The sequence below is a fragment of the Mycobacterium sp. NGS50 genome, assembly GCF_059812545.1.
Genome location: NZ_JCALCW010000057.1, coordinates 1 through 20,484, shown reverse-complemented (window position 1 = coordinate 20,484; position 20,484 = coordinate 1). Strand labels below are relative to the sequence as shown.

The 20,484-nt window shown below is 67.8% G+C and carries 26 protein-coding genes; 13 read left to right on the top strand and 13 right to left on the bottom strand.

The features are described from left to right. Positions 1-35 precede the first annotated feature (35 nt). Positions 36-845, top strand: a complete 810-nt coding sequence (locus tag AC5Y36_RS24945; protein WP_500043657.1) for an enoyl-CoA hydratase/isomerase family protein — start codon at positions 36-38, stop codon at positions 843-845. A gap of 3 nt (positions 846-848) precedes the next feature. Here the strand turns inward: AC5Y36_RS24945 and AC5Y36_RS24940 are convergent, their stop codons facing one another. Both AC5Y36_RS24940 and AC5Y36_RS24935 read right to left on the bottom strand, forming a co-directional pair. Further along, positions 849-2,078 (bottom strand): WS/DGAT domain-containing protein, encoded by a 1,230-nt coding sequence (locus tag AC5Y36_RS24940; protein ID WP_500043656.1) that lies wholly within the window; start codon positions 2,076-2,078, stop codon positions 849-851. Positions 2,079-2,085: 7 nt separating this feature from the next. Beyond that, the gene (locus AC5Y36_RS24935) at positions 2,086-2,988 is read right to left on the bottom strand and encodes an alpha/beta fold hydrolase (protein ID WP_500043655.1); all 903 of its coding nucleotides are present in this window, start codon (positions 2,986-2,988) and stop codon (positions 2,086-2,088) included. Here AC5Y36_RS24935 and AC5Y36_RS24930 point away from each other — a divergent pair. Together AC5Y36_RS24930 and AC5Y36_RS24925 are read left to right on the top strand one after the other, a co-directional pair. Continuing rightward, a complete protein-coding gene (locus tag AC5Y36_RS24930; RefSeq protein WP_500043654.1) occupies positions 2,876-3,940 on the top strand; it encodes an alpha/beta fold hydrolase in 1,065 nt (354 codons plus the stop codon). The genes AC5Y36_RS24935 and AC5Y36_RS24930 overlap by 113 nt on opposite strands. A 16-nt stretch (positions 3,941-3,956) precedes the next feature. After that, complete coding sequence (locus AC5Y36_RS24925) at positions 3,957-4,769, top strand: adenylate/guanylate cyclase domain-containing protein (RefSeq protein WP_500043653.1); 813 nt, start codon at positions 3,957-3,959, stop codon at positions 4,767-4,769. On the opposite strand, the gene AC5Y36_RS24920 is transcribed toward AC5Y36_RS24925, so the two are convergent. After that, a complete protein-coding gene (locus AC5Y36_RS24920; RefSeq protein WP_500043652.1) occupies positions 4,766-4,939 on the bottom strand; it encodes a hypothetical protein in 174 nt (57 codons plus the stop codon). The two genes, AC5Y36_RS24925 and AC5Y36_RS24920, sit on opposite strands and share 4 nt — an antisense overlap. Before the next feature lie 55 nt (positions 4,940-4,994). Here AC5Y36_RS24920 and AC5Y36_RS24915 point away from each other — a divergent pair, with 55 nt between their 5' ends. Further along, positions 4,995-5,687, top strand: coding sequence for a guanylate cyclase (locus AC5Y36_RS24915; protein ID WP_500043651.1), 693 nt, complete (start codon positions 4,995-4,997; stop codon positions 5,685-5,687). Here AC5Y36_RS24915 and AC5Y36_RS24910 read toward each other — a convergent pair. The 5 genes from AC5Y36_RS24910 to AC5Y36_RS24890 form a co-directional block, all read right to left on the bottom strand. Further along, positions 5,684-6,196: an OsmC family protein gene (locus AC5Y36_RS24910; RefSeq protein ID WP_500043650.1), complete on the bottom strand. Its 513-nt coding sequence runs from the start codon at positions 6,194-6,196 to the stop codon at positions 5,684-5,686. The two genes, AC5Y36_RS24915 and AC5Y36_RS24910, sit on opposite strands and share 4 nt — an antisense overlap. Before the next feature lie 128 nt (positions 6,197-6,324). Next, positions 6,325-6,894 carry a peptidoglycan endopeptidase gene (locus AC5Y36_RS24905; protein WP_500043649.1) on the bottom strand — a complete coding sequence of 190 codons (570 nt, stop codon included), beginning with the start codon at positions 6,892-6,894 and terminating at the stop codon, positions 6,325-6,327. Between the two features lie 399 nt (positions 6,895-7,293). Then, positions 7,294-7,692 carry a VOC family protein gene (locus tag AC5Y36_RS24900; RefSeq protein WP_500043648.1) on the bottom strand — a complete coding sequence of 133 codons (399 nt, stop codon included), beginning with the start codon at positions 7,690-7,692 and terminating at the stop codon, positions 7,294-7,296. 74 nt (positions 7,693-7,766) lie between these two features. Continuing rightward, positions 7,767-8,138, bottom strand: a complete 372-nt coding sequence (locus AC5Y36_RS24895) for a type II toxin-antitoxin system VapC family toxin (protein ID WP_500043647.1) — start codon at positions 8,136-8,138, stop codon at positions 7,767-7,769. Further along, the gene (locus tag AC5Y36_RS24890) at positions 8,135-8,332 is read right to left on the bottom strand and encodes a type II toxin-antitoxin system VapB family antitoxin (RefSeq protein ID WP_500043646.1); all 198 of its coding nucleotides are present in this window, start codon (positions 8,330-8,332) and stop codon (positions 8,135-8,137) included. Before AC5Y36_RS24890 ends, AC5Y36_RS24895 begins: the two co-directional genes overlap by 4 nt. 86 nt (positions 8,333-8,418) lie before the next feature. On the opposite strand from AC5Y36_RS24890, the gene arr reads away from it, so the two are divergent. Further along, positions 8,419-8,850, top strand: coding sequence for an NAD(+)--rifampin ADP-ribosyltransferase (arr, locus tag AC5Y36_RS24885; RefSeq protein ID WP_500043645.1), 432 nt, complete (start codon positions 8,419-8,421; stop codon positions 8,848-8,850). Between the two features lie 34 nt (positions 8,851-8,884). Here arr and AC5Y36_RS24880 read toward each other — a convergent pair whose 3' ends face one another. From AC5Y36_RS24880 to ychF, 3 genes are all read right to left on the bottom strand, one after another. Then, positions 8,885-9,529 carry a methyltransferase domain-containing protein gene (locus tag AC5Y36_RS24880; protein WP_500043644.1) on the bottom strand — a complete coding sequence of 215 codons (645 nt, stop codon included), beginning with the start codon at positions 9,527-9,529 and terminating at the stop codon, positions 8,885-8,887. A 107-nt stretch (positions 9,530-9,636) separates the two neighbouring features. After that, positions 9,637-10,197, bottom strand: a complete 561-nt coding sequence (locus tag AC5Y36_RS24875) for a hypothetical protein (protein WP_500043643.1) — start codon at positions 10,195-10,197, stop codon at positions 9,637-9,639. Between the two features lie 37 nt (positions 10,198-10,234). Beyond that, a complete protein-coding gene (gene ychF / locus AC5Y36_RS24870; RefSeq protein WP_500043642.1) occupies positions 10,235-11,329 on the bottom strand; it encodes a redox-regulated ATPase YchF in 1,095 nt (364 codons plus the stop codon). Between the two features lie 96 nt (positions 11,330-11,425). Here ychF and AC5Y36_RS24865 point away from each other — a divergent pair, with 96 nt between their 5' ends. Continuing rightward, entirely contained in the window at positions 11,426-12,421 is a 996-nt protein-coding gene (locus tag AC5Y36_RS24865) for a DUF6542 domain-containing protein (protein ID WP_500043640.1), read from the top strand. A 77-nt stretch (positions 12,422-12,498) separates the two neighbouring features. On the opposite strand, the gene AC5Y36_RS24860 is transcribed toward AC5Y36_RS24865, so the two are convergent. Beyond that, the gene (locus tag AC5Y36_RS24860; protein WP_500043639.1) at positions 12,499-13,500 is read right to left on the bottom strand and encodes a 4-hydroxy-3-methylbut-2-enyl diphosphate reductase; all 1,002 of its coding nucleotides are present in this window, start codon (positions 13,498-13,500) and stop codon (positions 12,499-12,501) included. A 98-nt stretch (positions 13,501-13,598) separates the two neighbouring features. Between AC5Y36_RS24860 and AC5Y36_RS24855 the strand changes: the two genes are divergently transcribed. The 4 genes from AC5Y36_RS24855 (at position 13,599) to AC5Y36_RS24840 (ending at position 16,815) form a co-directional block, all read left to right on the top strand. Next, positions 13,599-14,180, top strand: coding sequence for a lipid droplet-associated protein (locus tag AC5Y36_RS24855; RefSeq protein ID WP_500043638.1), 582 nt, complete (start codon positions 13,599-13,601; stop codon positions 14,178-14,180). Further along, positions 14,177-15,415 carry an exodeoxyribonuclease VII large subunit gene (gene xseA / locus AC5Y36_RS24850; protein WP_500043637.1) on the top strand — a complete coding sequence of 413 codons (1,239 nt, stop codon included), beginning with the start codon at positions 14,177-14,179 and terminating at the stop codon, positions 15,413-15,415. Before AC5Y36_RS24855 ends, xseA begins: the two co-directional genes overlap by 4 nt. Beyond that, complete coding sequence (locus tag AC5Y36_RS24845) at positions 15,405-15,641, top strand: exodeoxyribonuclease VII small subunit (RefSeq protein WP_500043636.1); 237 nt, start codon at positions 15,405-15,407, stop codon at positions 15,639-15,641. The genes xseA and AC5Y36_RS24845 overlap by 11 nt, the downstream gene beginning before the upstream one ends. Before the next feature lie 64 nt (positions 15,642-15,705). Next, entirely contained in the window at positions 15,706-16,815 is a 1,110-nt protein-coding gene (locus tag AC5Y36_RS24840; protein ID WP_500043635.1) for a 3-beta-hydroxysteroid dehydrogenase, read from the top strand. 91 nt (positions 16,816-16,906) lie between these two features. Here AC5Y36_RS24840 and AC5Y36_RS24835 read toward each other — a convergent pair whose 3' ends face one another. Continuing rightward, positions 16,907-17,185 carry a dsRBD fold-containing protein gene (locus tag AC5Y36_RS24835; RefSeq protein ID WP_500043634.1) on the bottom strand — a complete coding sequence of 93 codons (279 nt, stop codon included), beginning with the start codon at positions 17,183-17,185 and terminating at the stop codon, positions 16,907-16,909. A gap of 209 nt (positions 17,186-17,394) precedes the next feature. Here AC5Y36_RS24835 and AC5Y36_RS24830 point away from each other — a divergent pair, with 209 nt between their 5' ends. From AC5Y36_RS24830 to AC5Y36_RS24820, 3 genes are all read left to right on the top strand, one after another. After that, positions 17,395-18,459 carry an NAD-dependent epimerase/dehydratase family protein gene (locus tag AC5Y36_RS24830; RefSeq protein ID WP_500043633.1) on the top strand — a complete coding sequence of 355 codons (1,065 nt, stop codon included), beginning with the start codon at positions 17,395-17,397 and terminating at the stop codon, positions 18,457-18,459. After that, a complete protein-coding gene (locus AC5Y36_RS24825; RefSeq protein ID WP_500043632.1) occupies positions 18,456-19,220 on the top strand; it encodes an SDR family NAD(P)-dependent oxidoreductase in 765 nt (254 codons plus the stop codon). Before AC5Y36_RS24830 ends, AC5Y36_RS24825 begins: the two co-directional genes overlap by 4 nt. 86 nt (positions 19,221-19,306) lie before the next feature. Then, a complete protein-coding gene (locus AC5Y36_RS24820) occupies positions 19,307-20,452 on the top strand; it encodes an AI-2E family transporter (protein ID WP_500043631.1) in 1,146 nt (381 codons plus the stop codon). The last annotated feature ends 32 nt before the right edge of the window (positions 20,453-20,484 follow it).

Below are 20,484 nucleotides of genomic sequence, written 5' to 3'. Positions count from 1 at the left end.
ACCCGACGGTAGCGTGACCCGAAAGAGGAGGACCGGTGACCGAGGTCGTGCTTGCCGAGGTGGATGGCGCAGTCGGGCTGGTCACGCTGAATCAGCCCGCCAAGCGCAACGCCTTCACCGCCGAGATGGGCCGTCGCCTCGGTGAATGCTTCCAGCGCTTCGATGACGACGACCGGGTCCGCGCGATCGTGCTGACCGGCACCCCTCCGGCGTTTTGCGCCGGAGCCGACATGACCGCCGGAGCCGATGCATTCGCCGCCCCGGACCAGGACGGTTTCAGCGCGTCACCGGTCAATCCGCCCGCGTTCGCGCTGCGCAAGCCGGTGATCGCGGCGGTCAACGGGCACGCGATCGGGATCGGGTTGACCATCGCGCTGCAGGCCGACATGCGGATCATGGCCGACGACGCGCAGTACGCGATCCCCCAGGTGCGCCGCGGGGTGCTTCCGGATGCGATGTCGCACTGGACGCTGCCTCGGATCATCGGCATGGCCCACGCCGCCGAGCTGCTGCTGACCGGCCGCACCTTCGACGGCGCCGAGGCGCTGCGGATCGGGCTGGCCAACCGGGTGCTCCCGGCACATGAGGTGCTGCCGACGGCGCTGGAGGTGGCCCGCGGCATCGCGGTCAACGTGGCCCCGATGTCGGCCGCACTGTCCAAACGATTGCTGTGGGACACCGCCCGCCACGGCTACACCCCGCAGCAGGTCGCCGATCTGGAGACCGCGCTGCATCTGAAGGTGATGGGCGGCGCCGACGCGGCCGAAGGGGTACGCGCGTTTCAACAGCGCCGCCCACCGCAGTGGTCGGCCCGCCTGTCCACCGACTGGCAGGACCTCCCCTGAGCGCTAGAGCGCGGCGTCGAGTCGCTGCAGGTAGTCGTCGATGTCGGCGATGGCGGATTCGGCCGCATGCACGGTGACCGTGACGGTGTCGCCGATGCCGTGCACACCGTGGGTCAGCCCCATCGCCGGCGACAGCCCCGGGAATCCGGCGCTGAAAAGCACCGGCGCATCGCCGAATCGCAGATCGGCCGCACCGCGAAATACGCTGGACACCACCGTGTTACCGGATACCTGCGTCGGTCGCACAGCCGGATCGAACTGGCTGACGCCCCAGCGCAGCAACGGTGCGGGCGTCACCGCGAACGCCTCGTCGGCCGCGCGGACCGCCGGATGCGCGGCCCGGCTCCGGCCGTCGGACAGGTCACTCGCGATCCGCTCGGCTCGCTGCGAACGCGGCAGTTCCGGATACAGTCCGGCGGAGACATTGCGGAAGTGGTTGTAGCCCAGCCGAACACCGGGCTTGGCCATCGGCACCTCGGCGGCGACATCCGCCACCCCGAGGTACCCCGAGAGTGCGGTGGACACTGCGCCCAGCGCAGCGACGGTGACGGTGGGCCCGGACAGCTCCGCACGACGTCGCACCAACGTCCGCACCACCCGGGCACCGGCGGGTCGGGTATTGGTGATCAGCGCCGGCCGCGATCCCACCGGCTCGGGCAGGCGTCCCGCCGCCGTGTCGCGGACCAGTCGGCGATGCGCCCGCGCGGACACCACGGCACGCCACGGCAGCACACCCCGCGACGGCCGGATCACGCCGGGCACCGGCATCCGCCGGCCGAGCAGCCAGGCCGCCAGGCCCGATGCCCAGGTGCCATCGCCCCACGCGTGCGCACCCTGCAGCACCACGACGGTGCCCGGCCCGCCGCCGGGAACATCACCCACCGGGTCGAAGACGTGTAACCGCCACGGGCTGCGGCGCGCGTCGACCTGATCGTCGGGCAGCCCGGCCAGCGCATCCAGGCAGCCGCGCCAGCTGTTGTCGGCCAGGGGGTGCCGCACAACAGCGTCCGGGCCGTCGCCGGGCACCCACATCGGATAGCTGAGCCCGCCTCGGTCGTCGAGCCGCATCATCAGATTCGGGCAGGCCCGGGCGCGCTCCAGCACCTCCTCGACCGCACGGTCGAAATCCGTTGGCACACCGGCGAAGACATAGACCACGAACTGATCGCTGGGAACCTTCGCCGACATCCAGTAGTACTGCGCATCCACCGCCGCCATCCGGTGTGCGGTCATCACCACCTCAGCCGGGGTTACCGATGAAGTTCAGGATCAACTCGGAGACCTCGTCGGGGGCTTCGAGCTGAAGAAAGTGCCCCGCGTGCTCGACGATGGCCACCTCGCTGCCGGCCGGCAATGTCTGGCCCACCGGGCGCGCCAGCCCCGGTGACATGCAGCCGTCGTCACGGCCGTGCAGATACAGGCTCGGCAGCCGCGGCAACTCCAGCCAACGGCGGTGCAAGTCGGTGTAGCGCTCAGGCGGCCGTGTGCTGCGCAGCGCCCGATACGGCCCCAGCGCGGCCTGCCACCCCTCCGGGGTTCCGATCGCCGCGTCGACGTGCCGCAGGTCCTCTTCCGCGTCGTAGCCGGGCGACCATCGCCGCCACAGCAACGGCAGTATCCAGGAGGTGGAACGCTCTGGCAGCCAGGGCAATTGGAAGTAGCTGATGTACCAGCTGCGGAGCAGTTGGGCCGGCAGGCGCCCGGCCAACCGAACCGTTTCGCCCGGCCCGCCCGGCTTGCGCAGCGCCGCCGGGGGCGGCACCGACATGATCACGGCCTTGGTGAACGGGCTGTCGGGCATCGCGGCCAGTCCGGTGGCGGTCAACGCTCCCCAGTCGTGGCCGATCACCACATCGTGCGCGGTGCCGCCGGCCGCCGCACGCACCCGCAGCGCGTCGTCCATCAGCGCGCCGAGGTGATAGCTGCCGTCGGCGGGGATCGCTGACGGCGCGTAGCCGCGCATGAACGGTGCAACCACCCGCCAGCCCGCGGCGACCAGGGCCGGCGCAACGCGCCGCCACCCATAGGGGGTGTCGGGAAATCCGTGCAGGCACAAGGCGATCGGGGCGTCGGCCGACCCCCAGGTCAATGCCTTCAGCTCGCCTTCTGGCGCCGACACGTCAACCCAGCGTGGCTCAGACACAAGCGCCGCCCTCCCGCCTGCTCCGATCTGCCTACCTGCTGCTGGATACTACCGTCGCGGGCGCACGCCACAATCGTTAGCGGCACAAAGTAACGTCACGGGGATGAACAGCACGCCCCAGACGGTCGAGTACCCCGGAGCCGGCGGAATCACCTTGGTCGCTGACGAGTGGAACGGCGGCACGGCAACCGACCGGCCCAGCATCATCATGTTGCACGGTGGGGGCCAGAACCGGTTTTCCTGGAAGAACACCGGCCAGGTTCTGGCGGACGCCGGCTATCACGTCATCGCCCTCGATACCCGCGGCCACGGTGACAGCGACTGGGCCCCGGAAGCCGACTACGCCATCGAAACGCTGTGCGACGACGTGCTGAGCGTGCTGGGCACTGTCGGCCGGCCGGTAGTGCTGATCGGGGCGAGCATGGGCGGGCTGACCAGCATCCTGGTGGCCGATCAGGCCGGGCCGCAGCAGGTGACGAAGCTGGTCCTGGTCGATGTGGTGCCCCGGTATGAGAAGAATGGCAGTGCCCGCATCCGCGACTTCATGTTCTCAGGCGTCGAGGGCTTCGACTCGCTGGAGCAGGCCGCCGACGCGGTCGCGGCCTACCTGCCGCACCGCAAGAAGCCCCGCAGCCCGGAAGGGCTGAAGAAGAACCTGCGGTTGCGCGACGGCCGCTGGTATTGGCATTGGGACCCGGCATTGATGACCAAACCCGGCGACGACCCCGGACTGCGCACCGACAGGATCGAGCAGGCCGCGATCGACCTGACCATCCCGATCCTGCTGATCCGCGGCAAGCTCTCCGATGTGGTCAGCACCGAGGGCGTGCAGGACTTCCTGGCCAAGGTGCCGCGCGCCGAGTTCGTCGAACTCTCCGGCGCCGGGCACACCGCCGCCGGCGACGACAACGACGCGTTCAGCGACGCCGTCGTGCAGTTCGTGCGCCGCTGACGGAAAGATGCTGCCCATGGCGATTGATTGGGCAGGACCCGCAATGATCGCGGTCTACGTCCTGGCGGGCATCGCCGCCGCCGAAGCGGTGGGGCTGGTGGTGTTGTGGGTGCAGCTTGCCCGCAGCCGCGAGGAGATCGCGGCACTGCAGCAACGCGCCGAACCGCGGAATTGGCTGCTGGCCGGCGGCCGCGAGGCCGTCAAAACCGTCTGGCAGACCGCCAACCTGGTCCGCAAGCAAGGAATCGGCGCCGCGGTGCGCAGTTCGATCGAAGACCTCGCCGACTGGGCTGCGGTCGAGCGCCCCGATCTGGCCCGCATCACACCGGACGGGCGGGTGGTGATCCTGTTCTCCGATATCGAGGGCTCCACCATGCTCAACGAGGAACTCGGCGACCGCGCCTGGGTTCGCCTGCTCGGCAGCCATGACGAACTGGTCGGCAGGCTGGTCAAGAAGCACGGCGGGTATGTGGTCAAAAGCCAGGGCGACGGCTTCATGATCGCCTTTGCGCAGGCCGAGCAGTCGGCGCGGTGCGCCATCGATATCCAGCGGGCGCTGCGCAGCCAGAATCGTCGGCGCACACACGCGATCCGGGTGCGCATCGGCATCCACATGGGCCGATCGGTGCGCCGCGGTGAGGACCTGTTCGGCCGCAACGTCGCGATGGCGGCGCGGGTCGCCGCCCAGGCCGACGGCGATCAGATCCTGGTCAGCGAGCCGGTGCGCGACGCCGTCGCCGCCTGCGACGGGATAGCGGTCGATGCCGGCCGCGACGTCGAACTCAAGGGCTTCGCCGGCAGCCATCGCCTCTACGAGGTCAAGGCCTAGCGGGCCTGACCGTTGGAGTCGGCCAGCCGTTGATGGAGCCGGGCCCGGATCTCATCGGCGGTGTAGGCCTTGCGGCGCCGCTGGTCACGGGCGACCAGTACCCCGCCGGCGGCCACCCCGACCACACCGGCCATCCCGATCCACTTCCAGACACTGCTCTTGGGCCACATGAGACACACCCTATTCATGGCGCCCTGGGGCAGGGGCACGCTTTATGGTGCAGTCGTGGATGCGCACACGGTGAACCTGGATCGAGCGCTGCGGGAAACCCGGACCGGCGACATCTGGCTGTTTCGCGGTCGCTCCGGTCCGGACCGCGCCATCCAGACCCTGTCCAACGCCCCGGTGAACCACGTCGGGATGGCGGTGGCCATCGACGACCTGCCGCCGCTGATCTGGCATGCCGAACTCGGCGACAAACTCACCGACGTGTGGACGGGCACCAACCACCGCGGCGTGCAGCTCAACGACCTCCGCGAAGCCGTCGAACAGTGGCGGCAGCGTTACGACCAGCGATGCTGGTTTCGTCAGTTGACGCCCTACGCCAGCCGGGAACAGGAAGACCGGATGTTGCGGGTGGTGGCCCGGATGGACGGCACGGCGTTCCCGACCACGGCAAAGCTCACCGGACGGTGGCTGCGCGGGCGCCTGCCCACCCCCAACGACTGGACACGGGGTATCCCGGTCGTCGACCGCAAGGTGCGCGAAGCCAGCCAGCGGCGCAAGACACGGCAGCGCGCGGTGGCCATGGAGACCGCCTACTGCGCGGAGACGGTCGCCATCACCTACGAGGAGATGGGGCTGTTGTCCACCGACAAGCACTCCAACTGGTTCGACCCCGGGTCGTTCTGGAGCGGTGACATTCTGCCGCTGACCCCGGGTTATGAGCTGGGCCGCGAGATCGCGGTGGTCGGCTAGGAAACCTCCAGCGTGGTGTGCACCGGGGTCGGGTGGCGGGTCAGGTCCAGCACCGGGCAGTGCGCCTCCACGGCTTCGAGCAGTTCCTGGTAGCGCTGCGGGGTTTCCGGACCGCTGACGCTCACCACCACCCGCACCTCGGAGAAGCCGGCACGCACCGCGTCGTCGATACCGAAGAAGCCGCGGACGTCCAGATCACCCTCGGCGCGGGCACTGATGCGGTCGACAGCGATGCCGAGTTTGTCGGCCCAGAAGCGCCAGGTGACGACCTGGCAGGACAGCAGCGACGCCAGGTAGTACTCGACCGGGTTGGGCGCGGCGTTCTCGCCGCCGAGCGCCGGTGGCTCATCGACCTCGATGCTGTAGTTGCCGAGGGTGACGGAGCTGGCCACAGCGTCATGCGCCTGCGCCGAGGCACGGAATACGACGTTGGCGTTGGCCGGGTCGGCGGCTACCGCGCCTTCGGTCGCGGAGATGATGCCGGCCAGGTGGCTCGTCGAGGTGGTCATAGTCAGCTGACACTAGTGTGCGGCGAGCGCTGGACCGCGGTTTGGCGTCAGCATGAGTTCAATGCGACAGACGCCCTGTCCGGCCACCAGGGGCGGCTAGGCAGGGCGTCTGTGGCCGATATCAGCGCTTAGGCGTCCGGGTTCTCGGCGCCTTCGGCGGGCTCGGGCGCCGGCGGGGGCTCCGGAGCGTCAGGGACCTCGTGGACGACGTTGACGAACACCGCGCCCTCCACGGGGGCTGGCTCCTCCATCGGGGCCGGCGCGTCGACCAGGGCTTCAAACGGCGGTGCGGGCGCCGGATCTTCAGCGAAGTCGCCGTCTTGCACCTGGTCCATCGGCAAGAACATGTGATGGGTGAATTGGCGCTGGTAGGCGCCGCCGCCACCAATGCGGACGCCACCGCCTTCACCGCTGGAAACCGGCGTGCCGTCCGGCAGCGTCACCGCGGTGTGATGGCCGTTCCAGCCCACCACCAATGCATTGGGGGCGGTTCCGTATTGAAAACCCCGTGCGAGCAGGGCGGACTCTTCATTCCCGGTGTTAAACCGGTTACCGAATGTGGGACGACCAGTTGCAGTATTCGTTACCCAGGAAGCCAATCCCGAGCAATCCGTTCCTGCAGGAGAATCGCCGCCGGTGACATACGGCGTGCCTGAAACCTGCTGGATTAATGCCATCAGTGATTCCAAAACAAACATGGCTTGGGACGCTAACAAGAGTTAGCACCAGCAACCAAGATTTGTGGGTGTCGTCACGATTAACCCAGCGCATGACGTAGATTACACCGCACGGCAGGTCCGGGGCAGGTCACTCCGGTGATTGGCTAACTCGCTGGTCAGAATGGTTTCTGTGGCGCGTGTGTCTACACTTACACCCTTATACCGGTGTTTGTATAGCCCGTTTGCGGCGTCTTTGGCAGATGTGAGCGAGGTCATATTTAGTTTGCTGTTATCGGCGCGCTATAGGAATGCAATCGATCGGATCGACGGAGCCCGGAATTCAGCGACAAATTACCTGGTAAACGGTATGAATTAGTCGAATGGCCCCGGTCGGTCCCCGGGTTCTGGTCAATCACCCACACCGGGCATCACCGCAGGTCAGAGCCCGAATTTGGCGCGGGCCTGGTCGGTGACCGGCGTGAACAGGTTGACGAGGTTGCCATCCGGGTCCCGGAACAGCAGCGCGCGGTTACCCCACGGCATGGTCGTCGGCTCGGTCACGACCTCGATCAGATGCCCGCGCAGGCGCTCGTACTCGGCGTCCACGTCGTCGACCATGAACTCGAGGATGGCGCTCCGGTTGGCTGCCGGCTCGGCGGATCCCGCTCCGAACAGCGGGACCGTCTTGTCGCTGCCGATGGCCAGCGCACCGATCGGCGTCGGAATCTCCGCGAACAGCTCGTTCCCCCACACGGCGGAGACGCCGGTGACCATCTCGTAGAACGCGACGAGGCGGGTGACGTCGGCGGTGATGATGCGGGTCGAGATGAACTTCATGCGGGTCTCCCTGGGATGCGGTTCGTGGGGTTGCAGCCGGCAGGGTAGTCAACGCCTCCGACAACGACGTCGGATCAGGACTCCCGGACCAGGCTGATGCCCACCTCGGCGGCGGCAACCTTCAGCCTGTTGTCCCTCGTCCACAACCTCGCCCCGTCGGCGATGAGGACCGAACCCAGGAGGCCGGCATCGACCGCGCTCAGCCCACGTCCCCACAGCTGCCGCGAGTTGACCAGGGCGAGAAGCTCGCGATGAGTGACGACCGGGAACTGGCGGAGGTTTGCCAGTGCGTCCAAGACTTCGTCGCGTGGCCTGATCGATCCCAACGCCAACTCTTCGATGATCAACGGGTGGCAACCGATCTGGTCTTCGTTGAGGAGGGACGCCAACCTCGAGTCGTTTGCGTGCAGGTGATCGATCCACACCGAAGTGTCGACGAGAATCACTCCCCCGCGGCCCTCCGCCGTGGCGCGGCGCTCGCGTCCGGATCCGTTCCGCCCAACGCGGCAACTCGACGCGCAGACTCGACCCGAATCAGCGTCTCCAGACCCTGCCTGAGCAGAGTCACCTTCTCATGCACGCCGGTGAGCTCGGCGGCCTTCTCCAGCAGCGCATCGTCAATGGTGACCGTCGTTCGCATTGTGCACCTCCATACGCATCAATTGATGCGCTTCATGATGCCACGACGATCGGGTTCGCGTCGGCACCGACGCCGTCACGTCAGCGTTGGATCGATACCCTGTGGCGGTGGACAAGGTGCTGGACGAGGGACCGTTCTTCCACGGAACAAAGGCCGACCTGCGGGTCGGCGACCTGCTCACCGCGGGCTTTCGTTCCAACTACCGGCCCGAGATCGTGATGAACCACATCTATTTCACCGCCCTGCGCGACGGCGCCGGGCTGGCGGCCGAGCTCGCGGCCGGCGACGGCACCCCGCGGGTGTATCTGGTCGAACCGACCGGTGGGTTCGAGAACGACCCGAACGTCACCGACAAGAAGTTCCCCGGTAATCCGACCCGCTCCTACCGCAGCAGCGAACCGCTGCGGGTGATCGCAGAAGTCGACGACTGGCCGCGGCTGTCTCCCGAGGCGCTGCAGGGGTGGCACGACCGGTTGGCCGCATTGCGGGCCGAGGAGCGCGACGAGATCATCAACTGAGAAGCGGAACTCGACCGGGTCGCCGTCGGCGACGTCAGGCCGGCAACTCGCACACCAGAAGATGGAAGGCGCCCGGGGCATCACCGACGCGCCTGTCCTCGATCCTGCCAAAACCCGCCTCGCGGATAGCCGCCACCAGCTCGTCGATGGGACGTAACCGGAACCCATGTCGCGTGAACGGCATCTTGGACATCTGGCCCGGATCGCCAACCCCGAGCACCAGTCGCCCGCCTGGCCGCAGCACTCTCACGAGCTCCCTCAGAGCGGCGGCGAGATCCGGCACGAAATACATCGTGTTCGTCGAGATGATGGCGTCCAGTGAGGAATCGTCGAGCGACAGGCTCTCCATCCGACCGGAATGCAGAAGCAGCCGTCCACCATCCACGCTGCCAGCGAACCGGCGCTTCGCGTCAGTGAGCATGGTCTCGGACATCTCTACGCCGTGAACGACCACGCCGTCGCAACCCAGCAAGAGGTCAAGTCCGACGCCTCCGCCGAAACCGATGTCAGCGACGTCGGCGCCCGGACCGCAACCCGTGGCGGCGACCGCAGCGACGACAATTGAACGATTGCCGCGGTTGAGGAGGCGTCCGACAACCCGGCCGGCGAACCCGTCCGGTTCACCGAGCTGACGAGCCAGCCCGGCCAGCGCACGTTCAACGAGCAGCATGGCGATCATTAGACCAGGTGGCGAAGCCCACGTCGCCGAATCTCGGTTCGGCGCGATGCCTATTACACGTTGAAGCGGAACTCGACGACGATCCGCTTCGTGGTCAGCGCGACGGGTCACCAACCCGAGTCATCGATGATGCCGTTGAAGTGGTTGATGACGGGATTGCCGGTCCGCGTCGACGCGGTCAAGAGCCGTTCCAAGGCTCGCAGGAAATGCGCGTCGGGCTCAGCAAGATCGTCCTGCAATAGCGCCTGGAGGTTCCTCAATTCTGCAAGCGCTTCGGCGGCCTGAGTCGCCGCAAGCCAGATGCCGCCGGATTCGAATTCGTATTGCGGCGGTGAGTGAATCGCCTCGTTCAGATTGGGATAGTGGCCCTCCCCGACCAGGCGCTCGACCGTGGGGTAGCTCAAGGAATGGTAGAAACTGCCAGGCCAGTAGAAGATCTCGTCGACGAGATGCATCCACGGGTGAACACAGGCGCGCCCAACGAGATCGTCGCTATCGCCGACGCGCCAGTTCCACAGTTCATCTGGGTCTTGGCCAGGATTCTCGCTTCGCTTCAGCGTCACGATTCCGTGGTGGTTGACCATCAATTCATCGCACGGAAACGGCGGCTTCGTCGCACGGCCGTCGCAATAACAGGTGCAGCAGACGAAGGCTTCCCACTCACTCATGCCGCTGACAGTAGGCGTCGCATCTGACGATCCAAATCTACTTCTTACCGCTCCCTGAGGTTCCTCCGTGGCGGAACTCGACCACGTCGCCGTCGGCCATCACGTAGTCCTTGCCCTCCATGCGCACCTTGCCGGCGGCCTTGGCCGCCGCCATCGACCCGGCCTCGACCAGGTCGTCGAAGGACACGATCTCGGCCTTGATGAAACCCTTTTCGAAGTCGGTGTGAATCACCCCGGCCGCCTTGGGCGCGGTGTCGCCCTGGTGGATCGTCCAGGCGCGGGCCTCCTTGGGCCCGGCGGTCAGATAGGTCTGCAACCGCAGCGTGTGAAAGCCCGCCCGCGCCAACGCATCCAGGCCGCGCTCGCTCTGCCCGATGGACTCCAGCAGCTCCATCGCCGACTCGTCGTCCAACTCGGCCAGCTCGGCCTCGATCTTGGCGTCCAGGAAAACCGCGTCGGCCGGCGCGACCAGCTCACGCAACGCCGCGACCCGCGCCGCGTCGGTGAGCACCTCCTCATCGGCGTTGAACACGTAGAGGAACGGCTTGGTGGTGAGCAGGTTCAGCTCCCGCAGCGGCGTGGTGTCGCTGCCGGCCGCGAACAGGGTGGTCCCGCCGTCGAGCAGCTGCTGGGCGGCCAGCGCCGCCTCATGCACCGGTTTGCGTTCCTTGTTGTTGCGGGCTTCCTTCTCCAGCCGCGGCACCGCCTTCTCCAGGGTCTGCAGGTCGGCCAGGATCAGTTCGGTCGCAATCACTTCGATGTCGGCCTCGGGGTCGACCTTGCCGTCGACGTGCACCACGTCGTCGTCGGCGAACACCCGCACCACCTGGCAGATGGCGTCGCATTCGCGGATGTTGGCCAAAAACTTGTTGCCCAGCCCGGCGCCCTCGGAGGCGCCTTTGACGATCCCGGCGATGTCGACGAACGTCACCGGTGCCGGCAGGATGCGCTCGGAGCCGAAGATCGCAGCCAGCTTGTCCAGCCGCGGGTCCGGCAGCGGAACCACACCTTCGTTCGGCTCGATCGTCGCGAACGGGTAGTTGGCGGCCAACACGTTGTTGCGGGTCAACGCATTGAACAGGGTCGACTTGCCGACGTTGGGCAACCCCACAATTCCCAGGCTCAGGCTCACGGGGAACCAAGTCTAGGGTGCGCCGGAGCTGCGCCCGCACACCAGGAGGACAACGTCGTTACCGGTGTTTGCGCGTGCAGCCGGTACGGTCAACGTGTGTCTGGACAGCGGGGAAGGTCGGCGGTGGCTGCCGATCAGCGCTCAATCCATCCCCGCCTGGCGGGTGTCCCCTGGTGGGCGGCCGTTCTGACCGCTCTCACCGCGACCGCCATCGGGTTCGCCTACGACGCCGGATCGGGCAACAGAGAGCTCGGTCACGTCTTCGCGACACTGTATGTACTGGGCTGTGTGGTGGCCGTGCTCACCGTGCAGCAGTCCGGTGTGTTCACCGCGGTGATCCAGCCGCCGCTGATCCTGTTCGTCACCGTGCCCGGCGCGTACTGGCTGTTCCACGGCGCCGCGTTCCCCGGGCTGAAGAACATCCTGATCAACTGCGGCTATCCGTTGATCGAACGGTTCCCACTGATGCTGCTCACCTCGGCCGCGGTGTTGGCGATCGGCATCGTGCGCTGGTACCTGGGGTGGGGGGCTCGTGCCTTGGTCGCCGACGACGCCGAGCCGACCGAGGGACTGGTGGCCAAACTCGCCGCGCTGTGGTCGCATCGCTTCGGCCGCGACGCCGAGCAGCCCGCGGCCAAACCGGCGCGCCGGCCCCGTGCCGATCGCCCGGCCCATACCACCCGATCCGGACCCGGTGCGGCTGCTACCCGCGGCGCGGGCGGAAGGGCGGCCGCCTCCCGCTCACGGCATCCCCGCCCGGTGCGCGACGACGCCGGCCGCCCGTCGTCGCAGCGGCCCCGCCGGCCCCGCCCGGAAGACGAACGCGACATCGCACCCGATCCGCGTCGGCGCCCCCGTGAGCCGCGCGACGCCCGTCGGGACCCGCGCGAGCGCCGTGAAACCCCGGTGCGCCGCAGCCGCGTCGACGCCTACGAGCCCATCGATTCCTACGAGTCGCCGGAGCCGCGGCGCCGGCGTCCGGCAGCTCCCAACGGCGCTGGTTCGACGCATCATCCGATTTCGCAGGTGCGCTATCGCGGCGCGGCCGACCGCGATGAGCCCCGGGTCCGTCGTCCCCGCGAGCAGACGTAAAAGTGCCCTAAAACCCGCAATTCAGGGCACATTTGCGTCTGCTCGCCCCGGATCTCGCCCCGGATCTCGCCCCCGATTCAGTGCCGGGCGGGCCGGATCTCGCGCGGTAGCGCGAACACCAGCGTCTCGTTGGCCGTCGTCACCGACTGGACCACGCCGTAGCCGTGGTCGGCCAACCGCTCCAGCACACCGCGAACCAGCACTTCGGGAACCGACGCCCCGGACGTCACGCCGACGGTGGTGACACCGTCCAGCCAGGCCGGGTCGATGTCCTCGGCGTAGTCCACCAGATGCGCGGCCGGAGATCCGGCTCCCAGCGCGACCTCGACCAGCCGCACCGAGTTCGACGAGTTACGCGATCCGACGACGATCACCAGCTCGCACTCCGGCGCCATCGCCTTGACCGCGGTCTGACGATTCTGGGTGGCGTAGCAGATGTCGTCGCTGGGCGGATCCTGCAGCTTGGGGAACCGCTGCCGCAGCCGCTCCACGGTCTCCATGGTCTCGTCGACGCTCAGCGTGGTCTGCGACAGCCACACCACCTTGTCCTCGTCGCGGACGACGACCGCGTCCACCGCGTCGGGCCCGTCCACCAGCTGCACATGATCCGGTGCCTCGCCGGCGGTGCCGATGACCTCTTCGTGGCCCTCGTGCCCGATCAGCAGGATGTCGTAACCATCGCGGGCGAACCGCTTGGCCTCGTTGTGCACCTTGGTCACCAGCGGGCAGGTCGCGTCGATGACCTGCAGCTCACGCTCGGCGGCGGACTCGTGCACGCTGGGTGCCACCCCGTGCGCGGAGAACACCACGATCGCCCCCTCGGGGACCTGATCGGTTTCGGCGACGAACACCGCCCCGGCTTTGGCCAGGGTGTCCACCACATGCCGGTTGTGCACGATCTCATGCCGGACGTAGACCGGTGCGCCGTGCTTCTCCAGCGCCCGTTCGACGGTTTCGACGGCCCGGTCGACTCCGGCGCAGTATCCGCGCGGCTCGGCCAGCAGCACCCGCTTGCCGGCCGGTTTGTCGACCAGGGAGCCAGTAGTCCCGGGAATCCCCATGTTGACGGTCGAAGGCATGACTACCAGGGTACTTTCCGCCGCCGCCGGCACGCCATCGCAGCACCACGCCAACCCCGGTCTTGGAGCTGACGGGCCATTAAGGCAGGCTGGAACACATGGGAACTGCACCGTACGGGGTTCGGCTGCTGGTTGGCGCGGCGACGATGGCCGTCGAGGAGACCATGAAGCTGCCCCAGACCATCCTGATGTATCCGATGACGCTGGCCAGCCAGGCCGCGCACATGGTGATGCGCTGGCAGCAGAACCTGGCCGAACTCGCCATCAAGGGCGACGCCACCCTGGAGAGCCTGTTTCCGCCGAAGGACGAACAACCCGAGTGGGCCACCTTCGACGAGGACTTCGGCGACGCCGACGACGCCACCGAGGTGATCTCCACCACCGGCATCAACGACGGCGAGCGGCGGGCCGAGGGCCGGTTCGCGCTGTACTCGCTGACCGACGCCGACGCCCCGGCCAACACCACCGCCCCGCGGGATTCCGCGTCGGCGGGACCGGTCCCCGACACCGTCACCAACCTCGGGTATGACGGGCTGACGCTGGCCCAGCTGCGGGCCCGGCTGCAATCGCTGAGCCTGGACGACCTCGAGACGCTGCTGGCCTACGAGGAGGCCACCAAGTCGCGGGCGCCGTTCCAGACGCTGCTCGCCAACAGAATCACCCGCGCGACCGCCAAGTGACCGTACCGGCGAACTCCGCCGAACAGCCCTGGCCGGTTCGTACCGTCGCCACCCGGGTCAAAAGCTGGATCGATCGGCTGGGCACCGTCTGGGTGGAGGGCCAGCTGACTCAGATCAATGTGCGGCCCGGCATGGGCACCGTGTTCATGGTCTTACGCGACCCGGCCGCCGACATGTCGTTGACCGTGACGTGTTCGCGCCAGCTGGTCACCAGTGCGCCGGTCGCCCTGACCGAAGGCGTGCAGGTGGTGGTCTGCGGCAAGCCGACGTTCTACACCGCACGTGGCAGTTTCTCGTTGCGGGTCAGTGAGATTCGCGCGGTCGGGATCGGCGAGCTGTTGGCCCGCATCGAGCGCCTGCGCCAGCTGCTGCACGCCGAGGGCTTGTTCGATCCGCGACTCAAGCGGCCGATCCCCTTCCTGCCCCGCACCGTCGGGTTGATCACCGGCCGCGCCAGCGCCGCCGAACACGATGTGACGACGGTGGCCCGCACCCGCTGGCCCGCGGTGCACTTCGCGATCCGCAACACCGCCGTGCAGGGCGCCGGTGCGGTGCCGCAGATCGTGGAGGCGTTGCGCGCGTTGGACGCCGACCCCGAAGTGGACGTGATCGTGGTCGCGCGCGGCGGCGGCAGCGTGGAGGATCTGCTGCCGTTCTCCGACGAGACGCTGTGCCGCGCGATCGCGGCGTGTCGCACCCCGGTGGTCAGCGCGGTGGGCCACGAACCCGATAACCCGCTGTGCGACCTGGTCGCCGATCTGCGGGCGGCCACCCCGACCGACGCGGCGAAGAAGATCGTTCCCGACACCGCCGCCGAGCAGGCCCTGATCGACGACCTGCGCCGCCGCAGCGCTCAAGCGCTGCGCAACTGGGTGTCGCGGGAACAGCGTGCCCTGACCGCGTTGCGCAGCCGCCCGGTGCTGGCGGATCCGCTGACCGCGCTGTCGGCGCGCGCCGACGAGGTACACCGTGCCCGGTCCGCGGCCCGCCGCGATATCACCCGGTTGATCGGTGCGGAGACCGAGCGAATCGGGCACCTGTCGGCCCGGCTGGCGACACTGGGGCCGGCGGCCACCCTGGCCCGCGGCTACGCGGTGGTGCAGACCGTCTCGGCGGACAGCTCGACTAGCGTGTTGCGGTCGGTGGACGAAGCCCCGGCGGGCACCCGATTGCGGGTGCGGGTGTCTGATGGGGCGGTGGCGACGGTGAGTGAGGGCCCGACTGATGGCCGATGACGAGCGTGACAAAGTTAGGCCCATTAGTAACCTGGGCTACGAAGACTGCCGCGACGAACTGATCGAGGTGGTCCGGCTCCTGGAGCAGGGCGGACTCGATCTGGATGCGTCGCTGAATCTGTGGGAAAGGGGCGAGAAGCTGGCTAAGCGCTGCGAGGAGCACTTAGCTGGCGCGCGTAAGCGAGTGGAGGATGCGCTGTCCTCCGAGGACGCCGACGAGAATTGAGCGGGCAATAATTTTTTGCCAATCCGCTCGTAACTGAAACACGTTTCAGTTATGCTCCCCTCCCATGACGGATGTATCGCTGACAACCGAACTCGGCCGCGTCCTGGTGACCGGCGGCTCCGGCTTCGTCGGCGCCAATTTGGTGACGACACTGCTCAAGCGCGGCCACCAGGTGCGCTCCTTCGACCTGGCGCCGTCACCGCTGCCGGACAACCCCAACCTGGAGGTCGTCCAGGGCAACATCTGCGACCCCGAGACCGTGGCCGCCGCGGTGGCCGGGATCGACACCATCATCCACACCGCCGCGATCATCGACCTGGCCGGCGGCGCCGAGGTCACCGACGAGCTGCGTCAGCGCAGTTTCGGGATCAACGTCGGCGGCACCGAGAACCTGCTGACGGCCGGCCGCGCCGCGGGCGTGCAGCGGTTCGTCTACACCGCATCCAACAGCGTGGTGATGGGCGGCCAGCAGATCCGCAACGGCGACGAATCGATGCCCTACACCACCAAGTTCAACGACCTCTACACCGAAACCAAGGTGGCCGCCGAGAAGTACGTGCTGTCCCAGAACGGCGTGGACGGCTTGCTGACCTGCGCCATTCGCCCGTCCGGGATCTGGGGTGACGGGGATCAGACGATGTTCCGGCGGCTGTTCGAAAGCGTCGTCGCCGGGCACGTCAAGGTGCTGATCGGACGAAAGAGCGCCAAGCTGGATAACTCCTACGTGCACAACCTGATTCACGGTTTCATCCTGGCCGGCGAGCACCTGGTGCCGGGCGGCACCGCACCGGGACAGGCTTACTTCATCAACGACGGCGAACCGATCAACATGTTCGAGTTCGCCCGGCCGATCATGGAGGCGTGCGGGGAGAACTGGCCCCGCTTCCGGGTCAGCGGCCGGCTGGTGCGCGATGCGATGGCGAGCTGGCAGTGGCTGCACTACCGGTTCGGCCTGCCCAAGCCGTTGCTGGAGCCCGGCGCGGTGGAGCGGCTCTACATGGACAACTACTTCTCCATCGCCAAGGCGCACCGCGATCTCGGGTACACCCCGCTGTTCACCACCGAGCAGGCGATGGCGGACTGTCTGCCCTACTACAAAGAGCTGTTCAAACAGGTCAAGGCGGAGGCGCATCCGCACGTGGCGACGCTGGTCGCCCCGCCGGTTCCCGAGTAGCTCCTTGCCGAGCGTGAAGCTGGGCTCACGCTCGACCTCGACGGTGAGCCCAGCTTCACGTTCGGCGGAAACCGGCCGCGCCGCTGCGACCTCAGCGGTACAGGTGGACCGGGTGGTGAACGGCCCGCTCAATCTGGCCTGACGCGGTTTGCAGCATCGCGCTGCCCAGAGCGATCAACGCGCGGGCCGCGGCGATCTCCTCACCCACGGCCGGCTGATTGGCGTCGTCCGGGTGCCGGTAGGCATCCCCCCGGGTGGTCATGGACTGGCCGTCGCCGAGGTGGGCACACACCGTCGCATGAGTGTGGGTGTCGTCCTCGTCGAAGTTGATGTCGAGGCGCCAGCCGAGGTCCAAATCACGGTCATACATCGAAATCACCTCCTCACCCCTCCAGGGTGCTCCGCCCGCGGTCATCGCACGACCCGTTTGACGGAAGAGGTGGCGCCGACGCCGCCCGCAGCCGGGTGTGGGCCTTGTCAATTTCGCCGGAAACTGTAACGATGCGAACTCGGCGAGGCAGGTGGTAGCGCGGCGGCCGCCAGGCGAACAACAGCGCACCGGAAACGAGTTACGGCTACATGGACACAGTTTTGGTCACCGGCGCGTTCGGTCTGGTCGGGTCGGCGACCGTGCGGCGCCTTGCCGAGGACGGCCGCCGGGTGGTCGCAACCGACCTCGACGTGCCCGCCAACCGCAAGGCGGCGGCCAATCTGCCGGCGGCGGTGGGGGTCCGCTACGCCGACCTCACCGACCCGACTGCCGTAGACACCCTGGTCTCCGAGGTACAACCGACCGCGATCGTGCACCTGGCCGCGGTCATCCCGCCGTTCATCTACATGCGGCGCGAGCTGGCCCGCAAGGTCAACGTGGACGCCACCGGGCATCTGCTGGCGGCCGCGGCCAACCAACCGGCGCCGCCCCGATTCGTTCAGGCGTCCAGCATCGCGGTGTACGGATCGCGCAATCCGCACACCGTGTCCGGCGTCCTGACCGCCGACACCCCGACCAACCCGGCCGACGTCTACGGCGACCACAAGGTGCAGGCCGAGCGCCTGGTCCGCGGCAGCGAGTTGGACTGGGTGATGCTGCGGCTGGGCGGTGTGCTGACCGTGGAGCCGGCGGCCTACATGAAGCTCGACAACTTGTACTTCGAGGGCCTGTTGCCCACCGACGGACGACTGCAGACCGTGGACGTGCGCGATGTCGCCTGGGCGTTCGCGGCCGCCACCACCGCCCCGGCGGTCGGCGAGACCCTGCTGATCGGCGGCGACGACACCCACCGTCAGGTGCAGGGCGATGTGGCGACCGCGGTGGCCGCGGCGATGGGCTTGGTCGGCGGGCTGCCCACCGGGCTGCCGGGCAACCCCGGCGGCGACGACGACTGGTTCAACACCGACTGGATGGATTCTGGCCGCGCCCAGGAAGTCCTTGGCCACCAACGGCATTCCTGGCCGGACATGCTTGCCGAAACCGCGGACGGGGCCGGCGTCAAACGTCACCTGCTGCGCGTCGTCGCACCGCTAACCCGGGAGATCTTCACCCGCCGCGCCGCCTACTATCGCAGCGGTAGGCAATACGCGGACCCATGGGGGGCGATCCGCGACAAGTGGGGTGACCCTCGACCGGATCGGAGTTCGGTATGACCTCGCGCGACGCGGTGGTGATCGGCGGTGCCTCCGGCATCGGCCGGGCGGTGGCGCACACGCTGGCCGCCGATGGCTGCCGGGTGAGGGTCGCCGACCGCGACACCGCCGGCGCGCAGACCGTCGCCGCCGAACTCGGCGCGCCGCACACCGCGGCCAGCGTCGACGTCACCGATGAGGCGTCGGTGGCCGCGCTGTTCGACGCCGGACCGGTCGACGTGGTGGTCAACACCGCCGGGTTCAGCAACGTCGGCCTGATCGTCGACATGCCGGTGGAGGGTTTCCGCGAGGTCATCGACGTGTGCCTCACCGGCGCCTTCATCGTCGCCAAGTACGCCGGACGCCAGCTGCGCGACGGCGGCGCGCTGGTGTCGATCTCCTCGCTGAACGCCCGACAGCCCGCGGCGGCGATGAGCGCCTACTGCGCCGCCAAGGCCGGGCTGTCGATGCTGACCGAGGTCGCTGCCCTGGAGCTCGCCCCGCGCGGAATCCGGGTCAACGCGGTGGCCCCCGGTTTCGTGCACACGCCGCTGACCGCGCCGGCCGCCGCCATCCCCGGCGTCGTCGAGGAATACCTGGAGAACACCCCGCTGGGCCGCGCCGGCACCCCGCAGGACGTCGCCGATGCGGTGGCCTACCTGTGTTCCCCCGGTGCGTCGTGGCTGACCGGTGAGGTGCTCGATCTCAACGGCGGCGCACACCTGCGCCGCTATCCGGATGTGTTGAGCCACGTGATGAAACTCGCCGCGCCCGCCGATTGACGCCGAATGTGAATCCACGGCGACATTCCGCGGGATTTTCCGCCGTAGGTTCACAATCGGCGAAACTCCCCGATTAGGGTGCGGCGATGGACACCGAATTCAGCCTCACCCAACGCCGCGCGCTGGCGGTGGCCACCATCATCGCGCTGGCATTCGGCGCGTACTTTCTGCGCGGGTTCTTCATCCTGATCGTGGTGGCCGCGGTGGGCGCCTACCTGTTCAACCCGCTCTACCAGCGTCTGCAGCAGCGGTTCTCCGCCGGCCTGTCGGCGGCGCTGACCCTGCTGGCCGCCTTGCTGGTGGTGATCGTGCCGGTGGCCGCGGTGGTCGCGTTGGGGATCATGCAGATCACCCGGATGGTGGGCGCGGTCGGCGACTGGGTCGCCGGTACGGATCTGAGTACGTTGGGCGACAAGACACTGCGGATGGTCAACGATCTGTTGAGCCGGCTGCCGTTCGTCCATGTCACCGTGACGCCCGAGTCGTTGCGGCACGCCATCGTCACCGTCGCCCAACGCGGCGGCGACGTGCTGCTGCACGCCCTGCAGGGGGCGGTGGGCGGTGTCGTGGCGGGCATCGCGTCGGCGATCATCTTCTTGTACGTGTTCATCTCGTTGCTGGTGAACCGGGACAAGATCCGCACGTTGATCCGTCAGCTCAACCCGCTGGGCGAGGAGATCACCGACCGCTACCTGAACCGAACCGGCGCCATGGTTCGCGGAACGGTGATGGGCCAGTTCGTGATCGCAGTGTGTCAGGGCGTTGCCGGGGCGGCCTCGATCTATATCGGCGGGTTTCATCAGGGCCTGTTCATCTTCGCGATCCTGTTGACCGCGCTGTCGGTTATCCCGTTGGGCGGCGGCATCGTGTCGATGCCGTTCGGGATCGGCATGATGTTCTTCGGCCATGTGATCGGCGGCGCGTTCGTGGTGCTGTTTCACCTACTGGTGGTGACCAACATCGACAATGTGCTGCGGCCGATTCTGGTGCCGCGGGCGGCCCGGCTGGATTCCGCGCTGATGCTGCTCGCGGTGTTTTCCGGGATCGCGATGTTCGGCTTCTGGGGCATCGTCATCGGACCGGTGTTGATGATCCTGATCGTCACCACCGTCGAGGTGTATCTGGCGGTGTACAAGGGCGCCGAACTCGATGAGCCCACCGATGGCGAGCCCGCGGAGCAACGAAAATGGTTGTGGCGCAAGGCGGTGTCCGGGATCGCGAGCCGCCACTGACGCCGAGCGTGTAATCAGACCGATAATCGGGC

Bases quoted from the DNA above. Each gene is read 5' to 3' on its own strand.
- AC5Y36_RS24890 (WP_500043646.1), bottom strand. From the start codon at position 8,332: ATGCGAACGACGGTCACCATTGACGATGCGCTGCTGGAGAAGGCCGCC.
- AC5Y36_RS24860 (WP_500043639.1), bottom strand. From the start codon at position 13,500: ATGCCTTCGACCGTCAACATGGGGATTCCCGGGACTACTGGCTCCCTG.
- AC5Y36_RS24845 (WP_500043636.1), top strand. From the start codon at position 15,405: ATGGCCGATGACGAGCGTGACAAAGTTAGGCCCATTAGTAACCTGGGC.
- AC5Y36_RS24910 (WP_500043650.1), bottom strand. From the start codon at position 6,196: ATGACCACCTCGACGAGCCACCTGGCCGGCATCATCTCCGCGACCGAA.
- AC5Y36_RS24830 (WP_500043633.1), top strand. From the start codon at position 17,395: ATGGACACAGTTTTGGTCACCGGCGCGTTCGGTCTGGTCGGGTCGGCG.
- AC5Y36_RS24880 (WP_500043644.1), bottom strand. From the start codon at position 9,529: ATGATCGCCATGCTGCTCGTTGAACGTGCGCTGGCCGGGCTGGCTCGT.
- AC5Y36_RS24920 (WP_500043652.1), bottom strand. From the start codon at position 4,939: ATGTGGCCCAAGAGCAGTGTCTGGAAGTGGATCGGGATGGCCGGTGTG.
- AC5Y36_RS24905 (WP_500043649.1), bottom strand. From the start codon at position 6,894: ATGTTTGTTTTGGAATCACTGATGGCATTAATCCAGCAGGTTTCAGGC.
- AC5Y36_RS24875 (WP_500043643.1), bottom strand. From the start codon at position 10,197: ATGAGTGAGTGGGAAGCCTTCGTCTGCTGCACCTGTTATTGCGACGGC.
- AC5Y36_RS24855 (WP_500043638.1), top strand. From the start codon at position 13,599: ATGGGAACTGCACCGTACGGGGTTCGGCTGCTGGTTGGCGCGGCGACG.
- AC5Y36_RS24825 (WP_500043632.1), top strand. From the start codon at position 18,456: ATGACCTCGCGCGACGCGGTGGTGATCGGCGGTGCCTCCGGCATCGGC.
- AC5Y36_RS24835 (WP_500043634.1), bottom strand. From the start codon at position 17,185: ATGTATGACCGTGATTTGGACCTCGGCTGGCGCCTCGACATCAACTTC.
- AC5Y36_RS24925 (WP_500043653.1), top strand. From the start codon at position 3,957: ATGGCGATTGATTGGGCAGGACCCGCAATGATCGCGGTCTACGTCCTG.
- AC5Y36_RS24820 (WP_500043631.1), top strand. From the start codon at position 19,307: ATGGACACCGAATTCAGCCTCACCCAACGCCGCGCGCTGGCGGTGGCC.
- AC5Y36_RS24840 (WP_500043635.1), top strand. From the start codon at position 15,706: ATGACGGATGTATCGCTGACAACCGAACTCGGCCGCGTCCTGGTGACC.
- AC5Y36_RS24940 (WP_500043656.1), bottom strand. From the start codon at position 2,078: ATGACCGCACACCGGATGGCGGCGGTGGATGCGCAGTACTACTGGATG.
- AC5Y36_RS24900 (WP_500043648.1), bottom strand. From the start codon at position 7,692: ATGAAGTTCATCTCGACCCGCATCATCACCGCCGACGTCACCCGCCTC.